Here is a 24,103-nt window from a genome sequence, read left to right as displayed (position 1 = left end):
GCCCGTCGCGCGGGCCGTCACGGCCGTGAGCGCGAGGTCAGCGCGTGTCAGCGCGGATCAGCGCCGGGTCAGCACTTGACGTTCGACCCGTAGTTGACCAGCAGGCTGTCCTTGATCCATCCCGAGACGCCGGTGCTGTTGTCGCGGACGTGCGACCAGGTGCCGTCCTGGCCGTACACCCAGCAGTGCAGCGTGAGGCTGTGGCTCGTCTGGGCCTGCCCGTTGGACTGACACTCGGTCGTGGGGCCGGAGCGGATGTTGACGTTGTTCGTGTTGGTCTTGCCGGCCCGACCGTCCTTGTTGGACCAGCCGGGGTTGGTGCAGGCGGCGGCACCGTCCGGGGCGGCGATAGCGGCCGTTGTAGGCATGACAAGGCCACCGGTGGCCGCGACGGCACCGACGGCCACCGCGGCGAGCTTCGTCCGAAGACGCATCAATCTCTCCTGAACTCTGGTCTGCTGCCCACTCGGTGAGCGGGACGGGTTCGTTCGAGTGCAGAAGAAGAATTGCCGGGCGGCCGCCTGGATTTCAACGGCGTCGAAAAAGCGCCGCTGCTTTTCGGTGGCAGCCGGTCGGAAGCATTCCGCGGCCCTTTCTTGATCGCTTATGGGGAGTGCCTGAATTCCGTTCCAGGGCGGCTCGGGGCGGCCTCCGGCGCCCCGTCAGCGGGTGGACGGAGCGCCGGTCCGCAACGGATCGCTCCGCTCCGTCGGAGGTGGGAATTCCGGCCCGCCGGGAAACAGAAGGACGCGCCGGTGGGCCGGTGGAAAAGCTTGGCCGCTTTTCACCCCCGGACGGTCTCGTTCAGGTGCCGGCCAGTGCTTCCGTGGGTGCCAGCCGGCTCGCTCGGACCGCCGGATACAGCCCCGCGATCACGCCGATCAGGAGTGTGGCCCCCACGCCCGCGGCCGTCGCCCAGACCGGCACGACCGTCGGCCAGTCGCGGGACAGGGCGTAGAGGGCGGTGATCAGCGTCCCGAGGACGGTGCCGCCGAGTCCGCCGATCACCGACAGGAGCAGGGACTCCGTCACGAACTGGGTGCGGATCTGTCCCCTGGTCGCGCCGAGCGCGCGCCGCAGACCGATCTCCGGGCGGCGTTCCAGGACGGAGATGACCATCGTGTTGCCGACGCCGACGCCTCCGACCAGCAGGGCGACGCCACCGAGCCCGAGCAGCAGGCCGGTGAGCGCCGACTCGGTGGCCTCGCGGGCGGCGAGCGCGTCGGAGGGCCGGGAGATCTGGACCTCGCCGGGCTTCTCCGGGTGCGCCGTGGCCGGGAGCACCGCGCGTACCGCCGCGATCCGGCTGTCCTCGGCGCGGACGTAGACCGTCGACGGATGACCGTCGAAGCGGAGGTACGTGCGGGCCGCGGGCCAGCCGACCAGCGCGGCGGCGTCCAGCTCGGGTGCGAGGGGTACGGGGTCGAGGACGCCGACCAGGGAGAACCAGCGCCCGCCGATCCAGAGCCGCGTCCCCGGCGTGTGGACGTCGAGCCGGTTGGCGGCCGTGGAACCGAGCACGACCGCCGGGTACTTCTCGGTCGCGGAGTCCAGCCACCGGCCCTTGCCGATCCGGCCGCCGACGGCCGGGAGCAGCTCGGAGCCGGCCGCGAGGACCTCCAGGGATCCGGTACGGCCGACGACGATGTGCTCGTTGCGGTAGACGTGGGCGTCGACGGCGCCGGTGGCGGCGACCTGCCGCACGGGCGGTACGCGGTCGATCATGCGGACGGTCTCCAGCGGGAGTTCGGCCTTCTCGCCGTTCAGGGAGTTGCCGGGCGCCACCCGCAGCAGATTGGTGCCGAGGGCGTCGAGCCGCCGGTCCACCTCCGCCTGTCCGGAGCCGGAGATGCCGACCACCGCGATCATGGCGGCGACGCCGATCGCGATGCCGAGCGCGGACAGGAACACCCGCAGCGGCCGGGTCCGCAGTCCCGTTCCGCCGAGCCGCACGATGTCGACGGGGCGCAGCCGGGCGGGCCGCAGGGCGGGGCCGGACCGCGGCCGGTCCAGACCGTTGCCATCGCCCTGGCCGTCGCGGACGTCCTGGCCGTCCCGGTCGATCTGGCCGTTGCGGTCGTCCGGGCCGTTGCGGTCGTCCGGGCCGGGGAGGTCTCTCGTACGGTCCGTCAACGCGGCGCCCCGATCGTCGTGCTCGCTGTCGTGTCGGCGACCACGCGGCCGTCGCGCATGTCGATACGGCGGGGGAGCGCGGCCGCGATCTCGCGGTCGTGGGTGATGATCACGACCGTGGTCCCGGCGGTGTGGAGCTCGCGCAGCAGCGCCAGTACGGCGGCACCCGAGGCGGAGTCGAGGTTGCCGGTGGGTTCGTCCGCCAGCAGGACCGCCGGCTCGCCGACCACCGCCCGGGCGACCGCGACGCGTTGGCGTTCGCCGCCCGACAGCTGGTGCGGGAGGTGGTGGACGCGGTGGTCGAGCCCGACGCGGGCGAGCGCGGCCGCGGCCTCGGCCCTGCGCCGGCGCATCGGGACACCGGCGTACAGCAGGCCGTCGGCGACGGAGTCCAGGACCGGTACGCCCAACGCGAGGTGGAACTGCTGGAAGACGAAGCCGATCCGGGTGGCCCGCAGCGCGGAGACCTCCCGGTCGGTCAGGCTCGCCACGTCGTGGCCGTCGACCAGCACGCGGCCCGCGGTCGGGCGGTCGAGGCTGCCCATCAGGTTCAGCATGCTGGACTTGCCCGAGCCCGACGGGCCGACGATCGCGACGAGTTCGCCGCGTCCGATGCGCAGGCTCACGTCCCGTACCGCCGCCACCCCGCCCGGATACGTCTTGGAGACCGCGTCGAACTCGACGACCGCGACGGCCTCGGACCGGTCGTTCACTGCGGGATCCTCACCTTCATGCCCTCGCGGACCGCGGGACCGCTCACCTCCACGTTGCCGTCGGCGAAGAGCCCCGTCTTCACGGCGACGAAGGTGCCGTCCGTGGTCTCCAGGCCGTGGCCGCCTTCGGCGAGCGCGACGAGCGCGGCGACCGGGACGGTGAGCACGTCCTTGCGTTCCCGTCCGACGTACTCGACGCTGACCGGGCCGCTCTCCAGCTGTCCGACGGACTTCTGGTCCTCGATGGTGACGGTCACCGGGATCGTCGGCGCCCCGGTGTCGCCGCCGTCCCCGCCTCCGCCCTCGGGCGCGGTCGCGGCCTTGCCGACCGCGGCGACCTTGCCCTTCACGGGTCGCCCGTCGGGCAGCTTGACGGTGACGGCCGTGCCGCGAACGGCCCAGGAGGCCTCCCGGGCGGAGGCGTTGACGACGACCTTGCGTGCCGTACCGGTGTAGGTGAGGGCGTTCTCGCCGACGGCGGAGCCGAGCCGGACGCCGGCCTGGCCGATCCGTACGGTGCCGGAGGAGTAGACGACGTCCCCGACGCCGACCGTGCCGGTCTGGGGGAGTCCGAGCGACTTCTGCCAGCGCTTGACCGCGCGGGCGGTTCCGGTGGTGAACCTCTCGTCGACGGTGAAGCCGGTGTGGCCGAGGGCGGCGAGGTTGGTCTCGAACTGCATGACGTCCATGCCGCGCGGCTCCCTCGGCGCCTGCGTCCCGGCTGTCCCTCCCCTCGCGCCGCCCGTTCCGCCGCCCGAACCTCCGGTCCCGGCGCCCCCCGGCGCCGGCGACCCGGAGGGATCGGGGGTCCCGGAGGACCCGCTCTTGGACGGCAGGCTCTGCCCGCCACCGCCACCGCCACCGCTGCCGTCCGTCGGGGGCTGCGGTGCGGCCAGTCCGAGCTCCCGGTACATCGGGAGTGTTCCGTACAGCAGCACCACGGGCCGGTCGTCCACCCGCAGCAGTTCCTCGCCGCGTGCGACCGTCGTGCCCGGTTCGGGCAGCCAGGTGACCGTGCCGGTCGCCTTGACCGGCAGCGGTATCTCCGTGCCGTACCCCAACTGCCCGTCCACGGCGGTGCGTTCGGTCAGTGTCCCCCGGGTCACCTGCACGGTGGAGCCCGCCCGGGGCGGGGCGCCGGGAGTTTCGTCCCCGCCGCCGCCGAGACCGAGCGCGCCGACCACGGCGACCGCCGCGACGGTCACGACGGCGGCGGCGAGCAGCAGGGTGCGCCGTCGGCGCCGCCCGGGGCCGGCGGGGGCGTCGGGCACTGCCACCTCCGTGCCCGGCTCCGTCTCCTCCATGCTGAACGTCCCGCTCATGCTCAGCCCTTGCCCGGGCCCTGGTCGACCGGGTCGCCGACGATCGGCGCGCAGGTGCGGGCGGCCCGCTTGGCGCCCGCCGAGGACTGGTCCCAGTCGGGGGAGTCGTCGTTGTCGACCGGCGCGTAGCCGTCGGCGTCGGGGTCGGGGAAGTCGGGGGCGCCGTTCTTCTGCATGCAGTCGGCGTACTCGCGCTGCACCTTGATCTGCTCGGGGGTGAGCTTGGGGCGCATGGCCTTCTCGACGCTCGCGGGGACGGTGGCGTTGAACTCCTCGCACTTCTCCTGGGCCGTCGCGAACTTCGGGTTCAGCTTGAGGCCGCGGTTGTCGCCCGTGTCGACCTGGCCCAGGGAGTTCGGGTCGGGGAGGTCGATCTCGTTCTCCCGCATGCACGCGACCCACTTGCGCTTGACGGCGACGTACTCGGCGATCTCGCTCTGCTCGCTTCCGCCGCCCGCGGTGTCCCCGGAGCCGGAGCCCGATCCCGTGCCCGCCGAGGCGCTCCCACCGCCCGCCGTGGGAACCTTCGAGCCGCCGTCGTCGCCGCCGCAGCCGGTCAGCGCGAACGCCATCACCGACGCCGCGGCGGCCAGCAGTACCCGGTTCGTCCTCATCGGTTCTCCCGCATGTCCTGTCGGGCCCGGCCGCGGGTGCGGCGGGCAGGCCGACCGTACGGCGGAGATGATGAAGAACCTTTGAAGAACCTGTCAGCCGGTCATGCGATCGGCGCGCGCCCGTGGCGGATGCGTCAGGACGGCTCGCGCAGCCGCCGGTCCAGCGCCATCGACAGCTCCGCGTCCACCACGCTCTTGGCCAGCGGCCGCAGCCGCTCGACGTCCTTCTCCTCGGCGTGCGTCCGCATCAGTTCCGTGAAGATCCCGGCCATCGCGTCCGCGTGCTCACGGACCGCGCGGCCCGCCTCCAGGACGGCGGCGAGCGGGATGCCCTCCTTGACCAGGGTGGCCGAGACGTCGAGCAGCCGGCGGCTGAGGTGGACGATGGTGTCGCCGTCGGTGGCGATGTACCCGAGGTCGAGGGCGGCCATCAGGTTCTCGGGGGTGACCTCGCCGGCGAAGTAGTCGGCCAGTTCCTGCGGGGTGAGCCGGACGGGCTCCTCCTCTGTGGGTTCCCCGAGGCCGAGGACCTCGCTGACGTCCTTGCCGCTCTCGAAGGCGGTGTTGAGGTCGGCGATGCCGTTGAGGGTGTGGCCGCGTTCGAGCAGGGCGGCGATCGTGCGCAGCTTGGCCAGGTGGTGGTCGTCGTACCAGGCGATCCGGCCCTCGCGGCGGGGTGGCGGGATCAGGCCGCGTTCGCGGTAGAAGCGCAGGGTGCGCACGGTGATGCCGGCGGCGGCCGCCAGCTCCTCCATGCGGTACTCGCGTACCCCCGCCGTCCGGTCCGCCGCCCGGTTCCTCGCCTGCTCCGATCGTTCTGCCACGCCCGCCAGCCTATGACGTACCGTCGGTAACTTTCCCTCGTCCAACCCCTACCGCTCGGTAAGGAGCTGCTCTACTCTCCCAATCGTGCCAGTGATTGCTGGCGGAATCTTGGCCGGGCGCACGGGAGGCGGCATGGCGAAGCACGAGCATGTACGAGTGGCGGTGATCGGATCGGGGTTCGGTGGCCTGGGAGCCGCCGTCCGGCTGCGCCGCGAGGGGATCACCGACTTCGTCGTCCTGGAGCGGGCCGACTCCGTCGGCGGCACCTGGCGGGACAACAGCTACCCCGGCTGCGCCTGCGACGTCCCCTCGCACCTCTACTCCTTCTCCTTCGCACCCAACCCCGACTGGCCGCGGACCTTCTCCGGACAGCGCCACATCCGGGCCTATCTGGAGCACGTCACCGACACCTTCCGGCTCCGCCCGCACATCCGCCTGAACCACGAGGTGATGAGGATGCGCTGGGACGGCGACGAGCTGCGCTGGGAGATCGAGACCAGCCGGGGCTCCCTCACCGCCGACGTGGTCGTCTCCGCGACCGGCCCGCTCTCCGACCCCAAGATCCCCGACGTCCCCGGCCTCGCCGGCTTCCCCGGCAAGGTCTTCCACTCCGCCCGCTGGGACCACGACTACGACCTGACCGGCAAGCGCGTCGCCATGATCGGCACCGGCGCCTCCGCCATCCAGATCGTGCCCGCGATCCAGCCGAAGGTCGGCACGCTCACCCTCTTCCAGCGCACGCCCCCCTGGGTGATGCCGCGCCTGGACCGCGCCATCACGGGGGCCGAGCGCTGGCTGCACCGCACGCTCCCCGCCACCGGGACCGCCCGCCGGGGCATCCTCTGGGGCATCCGGGAGCTCCAGGTCAGCGCCTTCACCAAGCGCCCCAACGAACTCGGCCTGGTCGAGTCCCTCGCCAAGGCCAACATGGCCCGCGCGATCAAGGACCCGGCGCTGCGCGCCAAGCTGACCCCGTCGTACCGCATCGGCTGCAAGCGCATCCTGCTCTCCAGCGAGTACTACCCGGCCCTCGCCCGCCCCAACGTGGACGTCGTCGCCTCCGGCCTGCGCGAGGTCCGCGGCTCGACCGTCGTGGCCGCCGACGGCACCGAGACCGAGGTCGACGCGATCATCTTCGGTACGGGATTCCACGTCACCGACATGCCGATCGCCGAACGGGTCGTCGGCGCCGACGGGCGCACGCTCGCCGAGACCTGGAAGGACGGCATGGAGTCGCTGCGCGGTGCCACCGCCGCCGGCTTCCCCAACTGGATGACGATCATCGGCCCCAACACCGGCCTGGGGAACTCCTCCATGATCCTCATGATCGAGTCCCAGCTGAACTACCTGGCCGACTACATGCGCCAGCTGGACGTCCTCGGAGGGCGCGCCGCCCTCGCCGCCCGGCCGTCCGCCGTCGGTGCCTGGAACCGCAAGGTCCAGGGCCGGATGGAGCGGACCGTGTGGAAGGCCGGCGGCTGCGACAGCTGGTACCTCGACGCCAACGGGCGCAACACCACCCTCTGGCCGGGCACGACCGGCGAGTTCCGGCGCGAGACCCGCCGGGTCGACCTCGCGGAGTACGAGGTGCTGCGCCCCGCCCCCGCGCAGGAGCCCGCCCGTACCCCCCTGGAGAAGGAGACGGTCAAATGAGCCGGCTCGCACCCCCCAGGGAGCTGACCGCCGTCTCCGCCGACGGCTCGCGCGTCCACGTCGAGGCGCACGGGCCCGAGGGCGCCCCCGCCGTGGTCCTCGCCCACGGCTGGACCTGCTCGACCGCCTTCTGGGCCGAGCAGATACGGGACCTCGCCGCCGACCACCGGGTCATCGCCTACGACCAGCGCGGCCACGGCCGTACGCCCCCGGTCGGCCGCTCCGGATACTCGACGCGGGCGCTCGCCGACGACCTCGAAGCCGTCCTCGCCGCGACCCTGGAGCCCGGCGAGAAGGCCGTCCTGGCCGGGCACTCCATGGGCGGCATGACGCTGATGGCCGCCGCGGGCCGGCCCGGCTTCCGGGAGCACGCGGCCGCCGTCCTGCTCTGCTCCACGGGCCCCGCACGGCTCACCGCCGAATCCCTCGTCGTACCGCTGCGGGCGGGCGGCCTGAGGACCCGGCTCACCGGGGGGATCCTCGGTGCCAGGCTGCCTCTCGGTCCGGTGACGCCCGTGTCGAAGAGGCTCCTCAAGTACGCCACCATGGGGCCGGGTTCGGCGCCCGAGCGGGTCGCCACCTGCGCCCGGATCGTGCACGCCTGCCCGCGCAGGTCCCGGGTGGCCTGGTCGCACGTCCTCGCCGAGCTCGATCTCGAAGCCGGCGTACGGGGTCTTGAACTGCCCGTGGCCGTGCTCGTCGGCACCGAGGACCGGATGACCCCGCCCGCCCACTCGCGCGCCATGGCGGCGGCGCTGCCACGGTGCGTCGGTCTCGTCGAGCTGCCGGGGATGGGGCACATGACTCCGGTGGAGGCGCCGGAGGCCGTCACCGCGCGGATCCGCGAACTGTCCGTCACATACCTGGGTGTGAAGGAGCAAGCATGAGCAGGGTGGGTCTGGAAGGGCAGGTCGCGGTCGTCACCGGAGCGGCCCGCGGTGTCGGTGAACTCCTCGCCCGCAAGCTCTCCGCGCGCGGCGCGAAGGTCGCGCTGGTCGGGCTGGAGCCGGAGGAGCTGAAGCAGGTCGCGGGCCGGCTGCACACCGAGGCCGACTGGTGGCACGCGGACGTCACCGACCACGAGGCGATGGCCCGGGTCGCGGGCGAGGTCAAGGAGCGCTTCGGCAAGGTCGACATCGTCGTCGCCAACGCGGGTGTGGCCGCGGGCGGACCGTTCGTCGACTCCGACCCGGTCGCCTGGCGGCGGGTCATCGAGGTCAACCTCATCGGCGGCGCGGTGACCGGCCGGGCCTTCCTGCCCGTACTGATGGAGTCCCGGGGCTACTTCCTGCAGATCGCCTCGCTCGCGGCCATCACGCCGGCGCCCATGATGACGGCGTACTGCGCGTCGAAGTCGGGCGTGGAGGCGTTCGCGCACAGCCTGCGCGCCGAGGTCGGCTACAAGGGGGTGAAGGTGGGCGTGGGCTACCTCTCCTGGACCGACACGGACATGGTCCGGGGCGCGGACCAGGACGATGTGATGAAGGAGCTGCGCCGGCGGCTGCCCTGGCCGTCGAACCGCACCTATCCCCTGGGCCCGGCCGTCGACCGGATCGTCGCGGGCATCGAGCGGCGCTCGGCACATGTGTACGCCCAGTGGTGGCTGCGCGGGATGCAGTCGTTCCGCGGCTGCCTGCCCGGGATCATCGCCACCGTCGGACAGCGCGAGATGCGCCGCTTCGACCCGCGCCTCGCCGGTGTCCCCAAGGGGCTGGTGGGCGCGGGAGGCGCGGCCGACGAGCAGGAGCGCACGGGGGGCGGCTCCCGGCGGTAGCGGGGAGTAACCGATCGAAATGCGCGGATTGTTCTGCCGTGCCACGCTGGTCGAGGCCCAAGGGGCGACCCGCCCCGACCCCTCTCACCCATCGAGGAGTGAACTTCATGGGCAAGGCAGAACAGTTCAAGGACAAGGCGCAGCAGGCGACCCAGCAGGCGAAGCAGAGGATGAGCAACGCCAGGGACGAAGCGTCCGAGCGTGCCTCCCGGGCGAAGAGCGGCCGCTCCGAGGAGGAGCCGAGCCGCTCCCCGCAGGAGGCGCAGCGCCGCTTCGACGAGGACTACGACGCCTGACGTCCGTCCGCTGAACAGGCGCACCCGGGACGCCGGGTGCGCCTTTTCGCGCGTTCCGCGAAGCCGGTGACCGCCGGGCGCCCCACCGCGTACGTTGGCGGCCATGGCCGACCTGCAGCGACTCCGACCCGAACACGCCCCCGCTCTGCTCGCGTTCGAGCGGGAGAACCGGGGGTTCTTCGCCGCGTCCGTGCCCGACCGGGGTGACGCCTGGTTCGAGGAGTTCGACGCGCGGCACCGCGCCCTGCTCGACGAGCAGGAGGCGGGGGCGTGCCACTTCCATGTCCTCGTCGGGGACGGCGGGGAGGTCCTCGGGCGGTTCAATCTGGTCGACGTGGCCGACGGGAGCGCGGAGCTCGGCTACCGGGTCGCCGAGAAGGCCACCGGCCGTGGGGTCGCCACGGAGGGCGTGCGCGAGGTGTGCCGGCTGGCCGTGGAGGTGTACGGGCTGCGGCGGCTGACGGCCGCCACGACCCTCGACAATCCGGCGTCGAGGGCCGTGCTCGGGCGCGTCGGGTTCGGGGCCGTGGGGAGCGTGACGCTCGACGGACGTGCGGGGACCGCCTACGAGCTGGACCTCGGCGGGAGCTTCGGACGGGAGCGGTCGGGGACGTCGGAGTAGCCGGGCGGGGTGGCCGCCGGGGTCTGTTCGAGGAGGGAGAGCGCCAGCTCGACGGCGTCGTCGAGCTGGGCGTGGCGGCCCTCGGCCCAGTCGAGCGGGGTGCGCAGGATCGCCAGATCGGGCTCCACGCCGTGGTTCTCCACGGACCAGCCGTACTCCGGGAACCAGGCCGCGTTCATCGGCACCGTGATCTGCGTGCCGTCGCCCAGCCGGTGGCGGCCGGTCATGCCGACCACCCCGCCCCAGGTCCGCTGACCCACCACCGGACCGAGCCCGAGGAGTTTGAACGCCGCCGTGATCATGTCGCCGTCCGACGAGGTCGCCTCGTCGGCGAGGGCGACGACCGGGCCTCGGGGGGCGTTCGAGGCGTACGACACGGGCTGCGCGTTCCTGGTCAGGTCCCAGCCCAGGATCTTGCGGGTGAGCTTCTCGACGACCAGCTCGCTGATGTGCCCGCCCGCGTTGCCGCGCACGTCCACGATCAGGGCCGGGCGGGAGACCTCCATCCGCAGGTCGCGGTTGAACTGCGCCCAGCCCGAGCCGCCCATGTCGGGGATGTGGAGGTAGCCGCACTTGCCGCCGCTGACCTCGCGCACCACCGCGCGCCGCTTCGCCACCCAGTCCTGGTAGCGCAGCGGCCGTTCGTCGACGAGCGGCACGATCGCGACCCGCCGCGCCCGGCCCTCGCCCTCCGCGGGCTGGAACGTCAGCTCCACCGTCGTACCACCGGAGGCCGCGAGCAGCGGGTACGGGCCGCACACCGGGTCCACCGGCCGGCCGTCCACATGGGTGAGGATCGCGCCCTCGCGGATGCCCGTACCCGCCAGCGGAGAGCGCGCCTTGGAGTCGGAGGACTCGCCGGGCAGGATGCGCTTGACCATCCAGCGGCCGTCCCGGCAGACCAGGTTGGAGCCGAGGAGGCCCATCGGCCGCTGGTAGTGCGGCGGGCCCTCGTTGCGGCGCGCGGGAGTGACGTACGCGTGGGAGGTGCCCAGCTCGCCGAGGACCTCACGGAGCAGGTCGGCGAACTCGTCCGGGGAGGCGACCCGTTCGACCAGCGGGCGGTACTGGTCGAGGACCGCCGTCCAGTCGACCCCGCACATGTCCGGCTCCCAGAAGTAGGCGCGGATGATCCGGCCCGCTTCGCCGTACGCCTGCCGCCACTCCGCCTCCGGGTCGACCTCGTGCAGGATCCGCCGCAGGTCCAGGTAGACCGTCGAGTCGCTGTCGCCGGACTCGGTGGACGGCACGGCCCGCAGCTCGCCCTCGTCGACCACGACGAGCCGTGTCCCGTCGCCGCTGACCGCGAACCAGTCGAGATGCTGGACGAGTTCGCTCTTGCGGGCCTTGGTGATGTTGAAGTGCTCCAGGGTGGGCCGGCCCGTGGTGTCGGCCGGGTTGGCGAACGTCTCGCCCAGCGCGCCGGAGATGGGCCAGCGCAGCCAGACGAGCCCGCCGCCGCTGACCGGATGGAGCGCGGAGTACTTCGAGGCCGCCACCGGGAACGGCGTGACCCGGTCGGGCAGCCCCTCCACCTCCACGATCACGGTGCCCTCCCCGCCGCTCTCCGCCTCGCTGTCGCCCGGGTCCAGGCCTCCGGCCGCCGGGCGCCCGTCGGGCAGCAGCGCGAAGGGGGACGGGGTGGTCGAGGACAGCGGTACGAGGTAGGGGCGGCAGCCCAGCGGGAAGGACAGGTCCCCGGTGTGTACGTCGTACACCGGGTCGAAGCCCCGCCAGGAGAGGAAGGCGAGATAGCGGCCGTCGCGGGTGAAGACCGGGTTCTCGTCCTCGAAGCGGCCGTTGGTGACGTCGACGACCGTGCGGGCGCCGGGGCCGGAGATCCTGGCCATCTTGATCTGGCGCAGGGAACGCCCGATGCCGGGGTGCGACCAGGTGAGCCAGGCCCCGTCGGGGGAGAAGGCGAGATCGCGGACCGGTCCGTTGAGGGACCGGATCAACTCGGTGACCTCGCCGTTCGACTCCTCGCTCGCGTCGATGAGGAGCAGCCGGCCGTCGTGGGAGGCCAGGGCGAGCCGTTCGCCCTCCGGGTCGGAGACCAGCTCCTCGACCCGGCCCAGTTCGCCGGAGGCCAGGCGGCGCGGCTCCCGGTCGCCGCTGGCGCGCGGCAGATAGGCGACCTCGACGGTGTCCTCGCCCTCGGCGTCGGTGACGTAGGCGACCTGGCCGCCGCTGCCCAGCATCACGGGCAGCCGGACGCGTACCCCCGGAGTGTCGGTGATCGTGCGGGCCGGCCCGTCGCGGTGGGTGAGCCAGTACAGGCTGCCGCGGACCGAGACCGCGCTGGCCCGGCCCGTCTCGTCGACCGAGATCGCGTCGACGTGGTGGGCGGCCGGGACCTGGTAGCGGCGCCGCCCGGCGCGCGGGCCCCCGAGCCGTACCTCCAGTCTGCGCGGGACGGAGTCCGGGGTCAGGGCGTCGACGATCCACAGGTCGCCCGCGCACTGGTAGACGACCCGGCGCCCGTCACTGGCGGCGTGCCGGGCGTAGAAGGCGTCGTGGTCGGTGTGGCGCCGCAGATCGGTGCCGTCGGGCAGGCAGGAGTAGAGGTTGCCGACGCCCTCGTGGTCGGAGAGGAACGCGATCCGCCCGGCGACGAACATCGGCGAGTCCAGGTGCCCGCCGATGTCCGGCAGCAGCTGCTCGCCGTGGAGCCACAGCCGGCCCATGGCCCCGCCCCGGTACCGCTTCCAGGCGGCGGGCTCGTGCGGCGGCTTGCCGGTCAGCAGGAGGGTGCGGCGTTCCCCGTCGATGTCGGCGACCTCGATGTCGGAGACCGGGCCCCAGGGCATCCGGCGGCCGGGGGAGCCGTCGGTGGGGACGGTGTAGGCCCAGGAGAAGTACGAGAAGGGCTGGCCGTGGGAGGAGACGGCGAGGATGTCGGACTTCCCGTCCTTGTCCGGGGGCGACCAGCCGCAGACCCGGGTGTCGGTGGATCCCCAGTGGCTGAGGCGTCGGGACGGCCCGCCGTCGACCGGCGCGAGATGGATCTCGGGGTCGAGGCTGCGCCAGCTCGTGTACGCGATGTGACGCCCGTCGGGCGAGAAGCGCGGGTGGCCCACCCGCGTCCGGTCGACGGTGAGCCGCCAGGCCCGGCCGGGCGGACGGCCCTCGGGCACGAGCGGGGCGACCCAGAGATCGTCCTCTGCCGCGAAGCACAGCAGATCGTCGTGGAGATGCGGGAAGCGGAGGTACGCGGCGCTTTCACTCACCTCCTCATGCTTTCCGCGTGGCGGGGGCGCGGCAACTCGTACGTGCGTACGCGTTGTGGCCCAGGCCACGTACGAAACGGTTTCGTTTCGCTCGAAGGCTGGGTATCTTCGAGCTGTACGAAACCGTTTCGTTCACGTATCCGTAGCGACGGAGGTCACGGCATGGCGCGCAGCAGGCTCACACCGGAACGTGAGGCGGAGCTGTACGAAGCCGTGCTCGACCTGCTGCGCGAGGTCGGCTACGACGCCCTCACCATGGACGCCGTCGCCGCCCGCACCCACTCCAGCAAGGCCACCCTCTACCGCCAGTGGGGGAGCAAGCCGGAACTGGTCGCCAGGGCCCTGCGCCACAACAAGCCCGTCAGTCTCGCCGAGATCGACACCGGCTCCCTGCGCGGCGACTTCCGGGCACTGCTGGAGCGGACCGACGACTGCCAGATGGAGAAGGACTCCGCGCTGATGCGGGGCCTGGCCCATGCCGTCCACGACAACCCCGAACTGCTCCAGGCGCTGCGCGAGCTGCTCATCGAACCCGAGATGACCGGACTCGACGAAGTGCTGCGGCGAGCGGTGGACCGGGGCGAGGTCAGCGCCGACAACCCGGCCCTGAGGCTCGTCCCCCACATGCTGATCGGAGCGTTCGTCGCCCGCCCGCTGATCGAGGACCGGGCGGTCGACCACGCCTTCCTCAGCGGCTACTTCGACGCCGTCGTGCTCCCCTCACTCGGCGTCTGACAGCCCCGCTCGCACCGGTTTCCCCGGCCGGTGCCACCGATACGTCCCCACCCGCACCCTCCTGACGCCGCGCACCGCTCACGCCGTCGGGCCGGCTCCCCATGCCCTGTCACCCTCAACACCGGGAGTACGCCCCCGTGGCCACGTTCCTCTACAAGCTCGGCCGGTCCGCCTTCCGGCGCCGACGGCTCGTCGCCCTGCTCTGGGTGGCGCTCCTCGCGCTCGCCGGAGCCGGTGCCGCCACCGCGCCCGCAGCGACCTCCAGCTCCTTCTCGATACCCGGCACGGAGGCCCAGCGCGCCTTCGACCTGCTCGAACAGCGCTTCCCCGGCGGCAACGCCGACGGGGCCACCGCCCGGGTCGTCTTCCAGGCCCCCGACGGCCAGAAGATGACCGACCCGGCCCACAAGGCCGAGGTCCAGAAGGTCGTCGGCGAGTTGAAGGCCGGCTCGGACCAGGTCGCCCGCGTCACCGACCCGTACACCGCCCAGGCGGTCTCCCGGGACGGCTCGACCGCGTACGTCTCCGTCAGCTACAAGGTCTCCGGCATGGAGCTGACGGACGCGACCCGTGAGGCCCTGGAGCGGACCGGGCAGGACGCGCAGGGCAAGGGGCTGACCGTCGAGATCGGCGGTGACGCGCTCCAGACCATGCCGGCGACCGGCGCGGGCGAAATCGTCGGCGTGATCATCGCCGGCATCGTGCTCGTCATCACCTTCGGCTCGCTCGTCGCCGCCGGACTCCCGCTGCTGACCGCGATCATCGGCGTCGGCATCGGCGTCTCGACGATCACGGCGCTCGCCAACGCCCTCGACCTCGGCTCCACCACCTCCACCCTCGCGATGATGATCGGCCTCGCGGTCGGCATCGACTACGCCCTCTTCATCGTCTCCCGCTACCGCGCCGAGCTGGCCGAGGGCCGCGAGCGCGAGGAGGCCGCGGGCCGCGCGGTGGGCACGGCCGGCTCGGCCGTCGTCTTCGCCGGTCTGACCGTCGTCATCGCCCTGGTCGGTCTCGCCGTCGTCAACATCCCGATGCTGACGAAGATGGGCTTCGCCGCGGCCGGCACGGTCGTGATCGCCGTCCTCATCGCGCTGACCCTGGTACCGGCGCTGCTCGGGTTCGCAGGCGCCAAGGTCCTGGGCCGCAAGGAGCGCAAGGGCCAGGGGAGGAAGACCGAGAGCGAGGGCGGCAAGCCCAACGCGGGCACCCGCTGGGCGCGGTTCGTCCTCCGGCGTCCGATCATGGTCCTGCTCGTCGGCGTCCTCGGCCTCGGCGCGATCGCGCTGCCCGCCGCCTCGCTGGAGATGGGCCTGCCGGACGACGGCGCCAAGCCCGTCTCCGCCACCGAGCGCCGGGCGTACGACCTGCTCTCGGACGGCTTCGGCCCGGGATTCAACGGCCCCCTGATGGTCGTCGTCGACGGGGACAAGGCCGCTGCCGACTCCACCGCGGAGGCGATCGAGGGCCTGGACGGCGTCGTGGCCGTCATGCCGCCGACGCCCAACAAGGCCGGCGACACGGCGATGATCACGGTGATCCCGAAGGATCGCCCCTCCTCGGTCGCCACCGAGGAGCTGGTCCATGACATCCGCGGGGCGACCGGTGACAACGTCCTGGTCAGCGGTCAGACGGCGATGAACATCGACTTCTCGCAGAAGATGAACGACGCGCTCGTGCCGTACCTGGCGCTCGTGGTCGGACTCGCCTTCCTGCTGCTCATGGTCGTGTTCCGGTCCGTCCTGGTCCCGCTGAAGGCGGCCCTCGGCTTCCTGCTCTCGGTGGTCGCGGCCCTCGGCGCGGTCGTCGCGGTCTTCCAGTGGGGCTGGCTCGGTTCGCTGTTCGGGGTGGAGCAGACCGGCCCGATCATGTCGATGATGCCGATCTTCATGGTGGGTGTCGTCTTCGGTCTCGCGATGGACTACGAAGTCTTCCTCGTCACCCGGATGCGCGAGGCGTACGTCCACGGGGAGCGCCCCGCCGAGGCGATCGTCACCGGCTTCCGGCACAGCGCCCGGGTGGTCACCGCCGCCGCCGTGATCATGATCGCGGTCTTCTCCGGCTTCATCGGCATGACCGACCAGATGATCAAGATGATCGGCTTCGGTCTCGCGATCGCCGTCCTCTTCGACGCCTTCGTGGTCCGGATGGCGATCGTCCCGGCGGTGCTGGCGCTGCTCGGCCACAAGGCGTGGTGGCTGCCGAAGTGGCTGGACCGGGCGCTGCCGAACGTCGACGTGGAGGGCGAGGGGCTGGCGGCGTCCCGGGACGCCGCCCCCGGCCAGGAGCGCGAGCTCGTGAAGAGCTGATCCGCCGATCGGTCCTGAGGACCGGCGAGGCACCCCCGCGCCGTCACCGTGTCGAACGCGACGTGGTGACGGCGTAGGTGTGCCGGAGGAAGCGGAGCAGCGCGGTGGAGTCGAACTGGACCACCGCGACGCCGTCCGCCGTGTGGAACTCCACGATCGTCTGGACCCGGCCGCAGGGCCACACCCCGATGTCCCCGCGGCGGGCGGGGGCGCGCATCCCGGTCTCGAGGAGCGCGCGCGGGAAGGACCACTCGATGTTGCCGGGGAAGACGAAGCGCACGGTGGCGGGGTCGGAGTGCGGGTCGAAGCGCAGGGCGACGGGGACGGGTCGGGAGAGCGGGGCGTCGGTGATGATCCTGCCTTTGGCGTGATCTTCGACGGGATGGTCATCCGCGGCGGGGTGCATCGGCCGACTCCTCACACTCGTCTCATTTATCCCTAATGTCCCATACTTCGGGGCGTGCGGGTCGAGCGCTTCTGTGACCTGTGCGCTCTTGCAAGCCCTTTGCAGGTAGCGCCTATCATCGACGCCGTGCATGTACCCGACGGATTCATCAACGCCCCCGTGTCGGCCGCCGCCGGAGTCGTCGCCGCGGGCGCCGTCGCCGTCTCCCTGCGCGGAGCCCGCCGCGAACTCGACGAGCGGGCGGCGCCGCTCGCCGGGCTGGTCGCGGCCTTCGTCTTCGCCGTGCAGATGCTGAACTTCCCGGTCGCCGCCGGGACCAGCGGACATCTGCTCGGCGGAGCCCTCGCCGCCATCCTGGTCGGGCCGTACACGGGCGTGCTCTGCATCGCCGTCGTCCTGCTCATGCAGGGCATCCTCTTCGCCGACGGCGGCCTGACCGCGCTCGGCGTCAACATCACCGTCATGGGCGTGGTCACGGTCGTCGTCGCCTACGCCCTCTTCCGCGGCCTCGTCCTCGTGCTGCCGCGCACCCGCCGCTCGGTGACCGCCGCCTCCTTCGTCGCCGCGCTCGTCTCCGTACCGGCCGCGGCCGCCGCCTTCACCCTCGTCTACGCGATCGGCGGCACCACCGACGTACCGATCGGCAAGGTGCTCACCGCGATGGTCGGCGTCCACACCCTGATCGGCGTCGGCGAGGCCGTGATCACCATGCTGACCGTCGGCGCGGTCGTCGCCGTACGGCCCGACCTCGTGTACGGCGCCCGCGGCCTGACCGCCCCGCTCAAGCTGCGCGTCGACGGAGAACTGGTCGACGCCGCCCCGGCCGCGGCGCCCGCCCCGGCCGGCTCCCCGAAGAAGGTCTGGATCGGCGGCCTGGCCACCGCACTCCTCCTGGCCGGCTTCGTCTCCTTCTACGCCTCCGCCGACCCGGACGGCCTGGAGAAGGTCGCCGCCGACCAGGGCATCGACAAGAACGTCGAGGAACACGCCGCCGCCGGCTCGCCGCTCGCGGACTACGGCGTCAAGGACGTCGAGGACGCCCGCCTCTCGGGCGGCCTGGCCGGCGTGATCGGCGTCGGCACGACCCTCGCCGTCGGCACCGGCGCCTTCTGGGCCGTACGCCGCCGCAAGGCCGCCGAGGCCGAGTCCCGTACGACCGAGAGCGTCTGACATGGGTGCGGGGCACGCGCACAAGCTCTACCGGCCGGGAGACTCGCCGGTCCACGCGCTGCCCCCGCACACCAAGCTCGTCGCCGTCCTCGGCTTCGTGATCGTCGTCGTCTCCACACCCCGCGAGGCCGTCTGGGCCTTCGCCCTCCACGCCGCCCTGCTCGGCGGCGTGGCGGCGGTCGCCCGCATCCCGGCCGGCTACCTGCTGCGGCGCCTGGTGATCGAGGTCCCGTTCGTGGCGTTCGCCTTCCTCATGCCCTTCGTGGTCCCGGGCGAGCAGACGACCGTCCTCGGCGTCTCCCTCTCCGTCCCCGGTCTGTGGGGCGCCTGGAACGTCCTCGCCAAGGGCACCCTCGGCGTCGCCGCCTCCGTGCTCCTCGCCTCCACCACCGAACTGCGCGCCCTGCTCCTCGGCCTCCAGCGGCTCAGACTGCCGCCCCTGCTCGTCCAGATCGCCTCCTTCATGATCCGGTACGGCGATGTGATCACCGACGAGATGCGCCGCATGTCCATCGCCCGCCGCTCGCGCGGCTTCGAGGCGAAAGGCGTCCGCCACTGGGGCGTCCTCGCCACCTCGGCGGGTGCGCTCTTCATCCGCTCGTACGAGCGCGGCGAACGCGTGCACCTCGCGATGGTCAGCCGGGGGTACGCGGGTTCCATGCCGGTCATCGACGAGGTGACCGCCACCCGCGCCCAGTGGCTCCACGCCGCCGCCCTGCCCGCCGCGGCCCTCCTGATCTGCCTCCTCGGACGGACGCCATGACCCCTGCCCGGCCCTCCTGATCTGCCTCCTCGGACGGATGCCATGACCCCTCCCCCCTCCCTCGACGTGCGCGGCCTCGCGTACGCCTACCCCGACGGACACCAGGCCCTCTTCGGCGTCGACCTGACCGTCGAACGCGGCGAGCGGGTGGCGCTCCTGGGCCCCAACGGCGCCGGCAAGACCACCCTCGTCCTGCACCTCAACGGCATCCTCACCGCGGGCGCCGGCACCGTCGCGGTCGCCGGACTGCCCGTCGAGAAGCGGAACCTCGCCGAGATCCGGCGCCGCGTCGGGATCGTCTTCCAGGACCCCGACGACCAGCTCTTCATGCCGACCGTGCGCGAGGACGTGGCCTTCGGACCGGCCGCGGCCGGACTGCGCGGGGAACGCCTGGAGTCCGTCGTCCACCGGGCGCTGGAGCGCGTCGGCATGGCGCGGTACGCCGACCGGCCGCCGCACCACCTCTCCTTCGGGCAGCGGCGGCGGGTGGCGGTGGCGACCGTCCTCGCGATGGAGCCGGAGATCCTCGTCCTGGACGAGCCCTCCTCCAACCTCGACCCGGCCTCGCGCCGCGAGCTCGCCGACATCCTGCGCTCCCTGGACGTCACCGTCCTCATGGTCACCCACGACCTTCCGTACGCCCTGGAGCTCTGCCCCCGGTCGGTGATCCTCGGCGACGGGGTGATCGCCGCGGACGGCCCGACGGGGAAGATCCTGGCCGACGCCGAGCTGATGGGCCGCCACCGCCTGGAACTGCCGTACGGGTTCGTCCCGCAGTCCGTCTCCTGACCGCCCCGGAATCGGGCCCTCACCGCCGGCGTTGCACCATGGGGCGGGAGCAGTGAACGAGAAGGAGTGTGGGACGTGGACGTCCGGGGCACGGTGGCGGCGGGATTCGAGCCGGTCAGGGACGCGTTCCTGCACAACTTCGAACACCGGGGGGAGCGCGGCGCGGCCGTCGCCGTCTACCGCGACGGCGTCAAGGTCGTGGACCTGTGGGCGGGCGCCCGGGACGCCGACGGCGACGCCCGGCAGGCCCCCTGGGCCGTGGACACCGCACAGGTGGTCCGCTCGGCCACCAAGGGCGTCGCCGCCGCCGTACCCCTGCTGCTGCACCAGCGCGGCCAGCTCGACCTGGACGCCCCGGTGGGCACGTACTGGCCGGAGTTCAAGGCGGCCGGCAAGGACCGCGTGAGCGTACGGCAGTTGCTCGCGCACCAGGCGGGAGTGCCGGTCCTCGACCGGCCGTTGACCCTCGCCGAGGCCGTCGACCCGGAGACCGCCCAGGCCGCCGTCGCCGCCCAGGCACCCGTCTGGGAACCCGGCACCGCCCACGGCTACCACGCCCACACCTTCAGCTGGCTGCTCGGCGGCCTCGTCCACCGGGTCACCGGCCGCACCATCGGCCGCTGGGTCGCCGAGGAGATCGCCCGCCCGCTCGGCCTCGACCTGTGGATCGGGCTGCCGCACGACGAGGCCCACCGGGTCGGCCGCCTGGGCCCGGTCGAGGAGACCGAGCCGCCCGGCGGCGGCGCCCTGAAGCTGCGCCCCAAGCGCTCCGTCACCGAGGCGTACCGCGACCCCGACTCGCTGACCAGGCGCGCCTTCGGGGCGATCGACCCGCAGCCCGACGAGAACGACCCGGTCTACCGGGCGGCCGAACTCCCCGGCTCCGCCGGTGTCTCCACGGCCCGCGCGCTGGCCCGCTTCTACGCCTCGACCCTCGGCCCCGTCGACGGCGGCGTCCGCCTCTTCGCCCCGGCGACCCTGACGCTCGCCCGGACCGAGGAGTCCACCGGACCCGACCGCGTCCTGATCGTCTCCACCCGCTTCGGCCTCGGCCACATGCTCCACGGACCCGCCTCCCCGCTCCTCGGCCCCACCTCCTTCGGCCACCCGGGCCGGGGCGGTTCGCTGGGCTTCGCCGACCCGGAGTCGGGGATCGCCTTCGGTTACGTCACGAACGGGATGCGCAGGACGGTGACGGCCGACCCGCGCGCCCAGGCCCTGGTGCGGGCGGTGCGCTCGGTGGTGTGAGCCACCCCGAAGCTCCGGCGGCGTCACCTGCGTACCGATATGTCATGATCACGGTCCGGTAACCATCGAAACCCGGTGCGCTGAACCGTTTTCGCTCCTGATAGAGATTCACTCCTGGCCGTCGTCCGCCGCTCGGGAGCGGTGACACCGCCGGGGGGGCTTCACGCAGTTCGGTCCCGGGCCGTGCCCGGACCCACGAACCGCCACTCCATGCTCGCGCCGTGCCCGCACGCGGGCCGGTGCGCACCCCTTCCGCGGTCTCGCCCTGCTCTCGCGGCCGGCGACGGGGATCGTGAGAGGGAGTGTGCATGGGCCGAACCGCCCGTGAGAAGGCATTCAGATGGGGCGCGGCGGCCGTCGCCGCCCTGGCCGTCACCGCAGCCGGGATGCCGGCGTCGTACGCGGCCACCGAGGACGAGCCCGCCCCGAAGCGGGTCGGCTCGGCCCCGAAGGTTCCGCACGGCGCCGTCCGCACGGCGGACCCGGCGGCCGGCCGGACGCTCGACCTGAGCATCGTGCTTCAGCCGCGCGACCAGGCCGCGCTGAACCGTTTCGTCGCCGGGGTCTCGGACCCGAAGTCGCCGCTGTACCGCCAGTACCTCGGTACCGGCGAGTTCGCGGCCACCTTCGGCGCCGACCCGGCCGCGGTGGCGAAGGTCCGCGCCGAGCTGGAGGCCAAGGGCCTCACGGTCGGCGAACTGGAGGCGGACGGCCTCACCCTGCCGGTGCGCGCGTCGGTCGGCGAGGCCGCGAAGGCCTTCGCGACCGAGTTCGACGGCTACCGGCTGGAGAACGGCGAGCAGGGCCTCACCAACACGGCCGCCCCGCGGTTCGACGGCGAGACGGCGAAGGCCGTCCGCGGTGTCGTCGGCCTGAGCACCCTCGGCGCGTACGAGCCGCGCAACACCGGCTCGAAGCGGGCGGCCCGCGTGCAGCGGACGGGCGACTCGGGCGAGGTCGCCCGCCAGCCCCGGCTGACCGGGACCACCGGGACGATGTGCGCCGAGATCAAGAACATGTTCGCGGACGCGTCCGACCCCGAGTACCCGCCGATGTACGACACCAAGGACTACTGGAGCGCCCGGTCCCTGGCGGCGCAGTACAACATGGCGGACCAGCCGAACGTGCAGAACGGCACCACGGTCGCCATCTACTCGCTGGAGAACTACGACCGGCGGGACATCGCGAGCTACCAGGCCTGCCACCGCACCAAGGTGCCGGTGACCGACATCCGGGTCAACGGCGGGCCCCAGGAGCCCGCGGGCCTGGACACCGGCGCCGGCATGGAGACCGCGCTCGACGTCGAGACCGTCATCGGTCTGGCACCGCAGTCCAAGATCCTCGTCTACCAGGGCCCGAACACCTGGAAGGACGGCGTCGACGTCTTCCGCAAGATCGTCACGGACAACCGTGCCAAGGTCGTCTCCGTCAGCTGGGGCAGCTGCGAGATGAACACCCCGGCCGAGGTCATGGACGCCGAGAACCTCGCCTTCCAGCAGGCCGCGGCACAGGGCCAGACCGTCGTCGCCGCCTCCGGCGACAGCGGCTCGACCGGCTGCTACTTCGACCACGACCAGAACGGCGTCCCCGACCAGCCGAACGGCGACCAGCTGGTGGCCGACAGCCCGGCCAACTCGCCGTACGTCCTCGGCGTCGGCGGCACCACCATGCGCACCTCCGTCGCCGACCAGACCACCTGGACCGGATCCGGCGGCGGCGTCTCGCGGCACCACACGGTGCCCTCCGACGGCTTCCAGAACCGCAGCGGCCTCGGCTACAGCGACGCCTGCGCCGCCGGCGAGGGCACGGTCTGCCGCCAGGTGCCGGACGTCTCCGCCGTGGGCGACAGCGCCACCGGCTATCCGGTCGCCTTCGGGCAGGACGGCGGCCAGTGGTGGTGGGTCATCGGCGGCACCAGCGGCGCCGCCCCGGTCTGGGCCGCGCTCATGGCCCAGGCCAACCAGGACCTCGCCTGCCAGGCCAACGGCTCGGTCGGCTACGTCCACCCGGCGCTGTACAAGCTCCCGGACACCGCGTTCCGTGACGTCACCACCGGCCACAACAACCTGACGGACTCCGGCAACTTCAGCGGGCTCTACCAGGCCACCGCCGGCTACGACCTGGCCACCGGCCTCGGCACCCCCAACGGCCGCGAGATCGTCAAGGGCCTCTGCCAGGCCGTCCCGCGCTCCCCGGCCGCCACGTTCAACGCGCTCACCCCGGCCCGTGTCCTCGACACCCGTTACGGCGTCGGCCGCCCCGGGACCACCCCGGTCGCCCCGTCCGGCACGGTCAAGCTGAAGGTGGCGGGCGTCGGCGGCGTCCCGGCCACCGGCGTCACCGCGGTCGTCGTCAACGTCACCGCGACCGCGCCGACCGCCACTGGCCACCTCATCGCGTACCCGAGCGGCACCACCCGCCCGGTCTCGTCGAACATGAACTGGCTCAAGGGCGAGACCATCCCGAACCTGGTGACCGTCCCGGTCGGCAAGGACGGGTCGATCGACCTCTACACGCACGGCAGCGGTACGACCCACCTCATCGCGGACGTCGCCGGCTACTACTCCACGGCCGACGGCGGCAGCACCTACACGCCCAAGGGCCCGGCCCGGATCCTCGACACCCGCAACGCCATCGGCGTCGCGGGCAAGACCCCGGTCGCGGGCAAGGGCACCGTCTCCCTGCAGGTCGCCGGAGCCGGCGGGGTGCCCGCCACGGGCGCCACCGCGGTGGTCCTCAACGTCACCGCGACCGCGCCGGCCTCCAACGGCCACCTGATCGCGTACCCGAGCGGCGCCGCCCGCCCGACCGCCTCGAACATCAACTGGCTCACGGGCCAGACCCGTCCGAACATGGTCGTCCTGCCGATCGGCGCCGACGGCAAGGTGAACCTGCACAACTTCGGCAACGGCACCGTGCACTTCATCGCCGACGTCTTCGGCTACTACACCCAGGCGGAGGGCTCGTCCTTCCACACGGCGGGCCCGAGCCGGCTGCTCGACACCCGCTCCGCGCTCGGCACGGCCAAGGCCGCACCGCTCGCCGCGGGCAGCAACCTGGTGCTGAACCTCAACGACGGCCACACCCTGGCGAACGCCAAGGCCGTGGTCCTCAACGTCACCGTCACGGCCCCGACGGCCCCCGGCTTCATGACCGTGTGGCCGGACGGGACCCCGCTGCCGAACGCGTCCAACCTCAACTGGACGACCGGCCAGACGGTGGCGAACCTGGTGACCGTCCCGGTGGTCAACGGCAAGATCGACTTCCGGGTGAACAACGGAAGCGCGCATGTGATCGCCGACCTGTTCGGCTACTACATGTAGGAGCGCCGCACGGCGCCGTCATCACCTCAGGGCCCTGCCCCCACCACCACGGTGGGGGCAGGGCCCTCGGTATGTCGCCGATGCCCCCGGCGGCGACGCGACCCCGGAGCGGCCGCGGGCGGACACCCGAACGCCCCGGTCGCCTTGCCGAAGGCGCGTGGCGGCCGTCGTATGGAGA

At 72.6% G+C, this 24,103-nt stretch carries 20 protein-coding genes; 12 read left to right on the top strand and 8 right to left on the bottom strand.

Translation table 11 applies throughout. From position 1 onward, the window contains the following. Positions 1-68 precede the first annotated feature (68 nt). From ACWDX6_RS17160 to ACWDX6_RS17135, 6 genes are all read right to left on the bottom strand, one after another. On the bottom strand, positions 69-434 hold the full coding sequence (locus ACWDX6_RS17160; protein ID WP_451485723.1) for an SH3 domain-containing protein: 366 nt from the start codon (positions 432-434) through the stop codon (positions 69-71). A 370-nt stretch (positions 435-804) separates the two neighbouring features. Continuing rightward, positions 805-2,013, bottom strand: a complete 1,209-nt coding sequence (locus ACWDX6_RS17155) for an ABC transporter permease (RefSeq protein ID WP_451485783.1) — start codon at positions 2,011-2,013, stop codon at positions 805-807. Between the two features lie 116 nt (positions 2,014-2,129). After that, positions 2,130-2,846 carry an ABC transporter ATP-binding protein gene (locus tag ACWDX6_RS17150; RefSeq protein WP_451485722.1) on the bottom strand — a complete coding sequence of 239 codons (717 nt, stop codon included), beginning with the start codon at positions 2,844-2,846 and terminating at the stop codon, positions 2,130-2,132. Beyond that, positions 2,843-4,168 carry a peptidoglycan-binding protein gene (locus ACWDX6_RS17145; RefSeq protein ID WP_451485721.1) on the bottom strand — a complete coding sequence of 442 codons (1,326 nt, stop codon included), beginning with the start codon at positions 4,166-4,168 and terminating at the stop codon, positions 2,843-2,845. Before ACWDX6_RS17145 ends, ACWDX6_RS17150 begins: the two co-directional genes overlap by 4 nt. Before the next feature lie 2 nt (positions 4,169-4,170). Continuing rightward, entirely contained in the window at positions 4,171-4,782 is a 612-nt protein-coding gene (locus ACWDX6_RS17140) for a hypothetical protein (protein WP_451485720.1), read from the bottom strand. Between the two features lie 134 nt (positions 4,783-4,916). Continuing rightward, positions 4,917-5,537, bottom strand: a complete 621-nt coding sequence (locus ACWDX6_RS17135) for a MerR family transcriptional regulator (RefSeq protein WP_451485782.1) — start codon at positions 5,535-5,537, stop codon at positions 4,917-4,919. 202 nt (positions 5,538-5,739) lie between these two features. On the opposite strand from ACWDX6_RS17135, the gene ACWDX6_RS17130 reads away from it, so the two are divergent. The 5 genes from ACWDX6_RS17130 to ACWDX6_RS17110 all read left to right on the top strand — a co-directional run bounded on the left by ACWDX6_RS17130 (position 5,740) and on the right by ACWDX6_RS17110 (position 9,952). Then, the gene (locus ACWDX6_RS17130; RefSeq protein ID WP_451485719.1) at positions 5,740-7,260 is read left to right on the top strand and encodes a flavin-containing monooxygenase; all 1,521 of its coding nucleotides are present in this window, start codon (positions 5,740-5,742) and stop codon (positions 7,258-7,260) included. Then, positions 7,257-8,147, top strand: coding sequence for an alpha/beta fold hydrolase (locus ACWDX6_RS17125; RefSeq protein WP_451485718.1), 891 nt, complete (start codon positions 7,257-7,259; stop codon positions 8,145-8,147). Before ACWDX6_RS17130 ends, ACWDX6_RS17125 begins: the two co-directional genes overlap by 4 nt. After that, positions 8,144-9,034, top strand: coding sequence for an SDR family oxidoreductase (locus ACWDX6_RS17120; protein ID WP_451485717.1), 891 nt, complete (start codon positions 8,144-8,146; stop codon positions 9,032-9,034). The genes ACWDX6_RS17125 and ACWDX6_RS17120 overlap by 4 nt, the downstream gene beginning before the upstream one ends. A 107-nt stretch (positions 9,035-9,141) precedes the next feature. Further along, on the top strand, positions 9,142-9,330 hold the full coding sequence (locus ACWDX6_RS17115; protein WP_451485716.1) for a hypothetical protein: 189 nt from the start codon (positions 9,142-9,144) through the stop codon (positions 9,328-9,330). Between the two features lie 103 nt (positions 9,331-9,433). Beyond that, positions 9,434-9,952, top strand: coding sequence for a GNAT family N-acetyltransferase (locus tag ACWDX6_RS17110; RefSeq protein ID WP_451485715.1), 519 nt, complete (start codon positions 9,434-9,436; stop codon positions 9,950-9,952). Here ACWDX6_RS17110 and ACWDX6_RS17105 read toward each other — a convergent pair. After that, entirely contained in the window at positions 9,895-13,182 is a 3,288-nt protein-coding gene (locus ACWDX6_RS17105; protein ID WP_451485714.1) for a S41 family peptidase, read from the bottom strand. The genes ACWDX6_RS17110 and ACWDX6_RS17105 overlap by 58 nt on opposite strands. Before the next feature lie 162 nt (positions 13,183-13,344). Between ACWDX6_RS17105 and ACWDX6_RS17100 the strand changes: the two genes are divergently transcribed. Together ACWDX6_RS17100 and ACWDX6_RS17095 are read left to right on the top strand one after the other, a co-directional pair. Further along, positions 13,345-13,917 carry a TetR/AcrR family transcriptional regulator gene (locus tag ACWDX6_RS17100; protein WP_451485713.1) on the top strand — a complete coding sequence of 191 codons (573 nt, stop codon included), beginning with the start codon at positions 13,345-13,347 and terminating at the stop codon, positions 13,915-13,917. Positions 13,918-14,054: 137 nt separating this feature from the next. Next, complete coding sequence (locus ACWDX6_RS17095) at positions 14,055-16,226, top strand: MMPL family transporter (RefSeq protein WP_451485712.1); 2,172 nt, start codon at positions 14,055-14,057, stop codon at positions 16,224-16,226. Positions 16,227-16,269: 43 nt separating this feature from the next. On the opposite strand, the gene ACWDX6_RS17090 is transcribed toward ACWDX6_RS17095, so the two are convergent. After that, the gene (locus ACWDX6_RS17090; RefSeq protein WP_403293292.1) at positions 16,270-16,632 is read right to left on the bottom strand and encodes an SsgA family sporulation/cell division regulator; all 363 of its coding nucleotides are present in this window, start codon (positions 16,630-16,632) and stop codon (positions 16,270-16,272) included. Between the two features lie 126 nt (positions 16,633-16,758). On the opposite strand from ACWDX6_RS17090, the gene ACWDX6_RS17085 reads away from it, so the two are divergent. The 5 genes from ACWDX6_RS17085 (at position 16,759) to ACWDX6_RS17065 (ending at position 23,925) form a co-directional block, all read left to right on the top strand. Then, a complete protein-coding gene (locus ACWDX6_RS17085; RefSeq protein WP_451485711.1) occupies positions 16,759-17,802 on the top strand; it encodes an energy-coupling factor ABC transporter permease in 1,044 nt (347 codons plus the stop codon). A gap of 1 nt (position 17,803) precedes the next feature. After that, positions 17,804-18,565: a cobalt ECF transporter T component CbiQ gene (gene cbiQ, locus ACWDX6_RS17080; protein WP_451485710.1), complete on the top strand. Its 762-nt coding sequence runs from the start codon at positions 17,804-17,806 to the stop codon at positions 18,563-18,565. Between the two features lie 42 nt (positions 18,566-18,607). Further along, positions 18,608-19,354 (top strand): energy-coupling factor ABC transporter ATP-binding protein, encoded by a 747-nt coding sequence (locus ACWDX6_RS17075; RefSeq protein ID WP_451485709.1) that lies wholly within the window; start codon positions 18,608-18,610, stop codon positions 19,352-19,354. A 75-nt stretch (positions 19,355-19,429) separates the two neighbouring features. Then, positions 19,430-20,602 carry a serine hydrolase domain-containing protein gene (locus tag ACWDX6_RS17070; protein ID WP_451485708.1) on the top strand — a complete coding sequence of 391 codons (1,173 nt, stop codon included), beginning with the start codon at positions 19,430-19,432 and terminating at the stop codon, positions 20,600-20,602. A 308-nt stretch (positions 20,603-20,910) separates the two neighbouring features. Beyond that, positions 20,911-23,925, top strand: a complete 3,015-nt coding sequence (locus ACWDX6_RS17065) for a S53 family peptidase (protein WP_451485707.1) — start codon at positions 20,911-20,913, stop codon at positions 23,923-23,925. Positions 23,926-24,103: the final 178 nt, after the last annotated feature.

The organism is Streptomyces sp. NPDC003027, from assembly GCF_053591435.1.
This window is presented reverse-complemented; position numbering and strand designations above follow the sequence as displayed.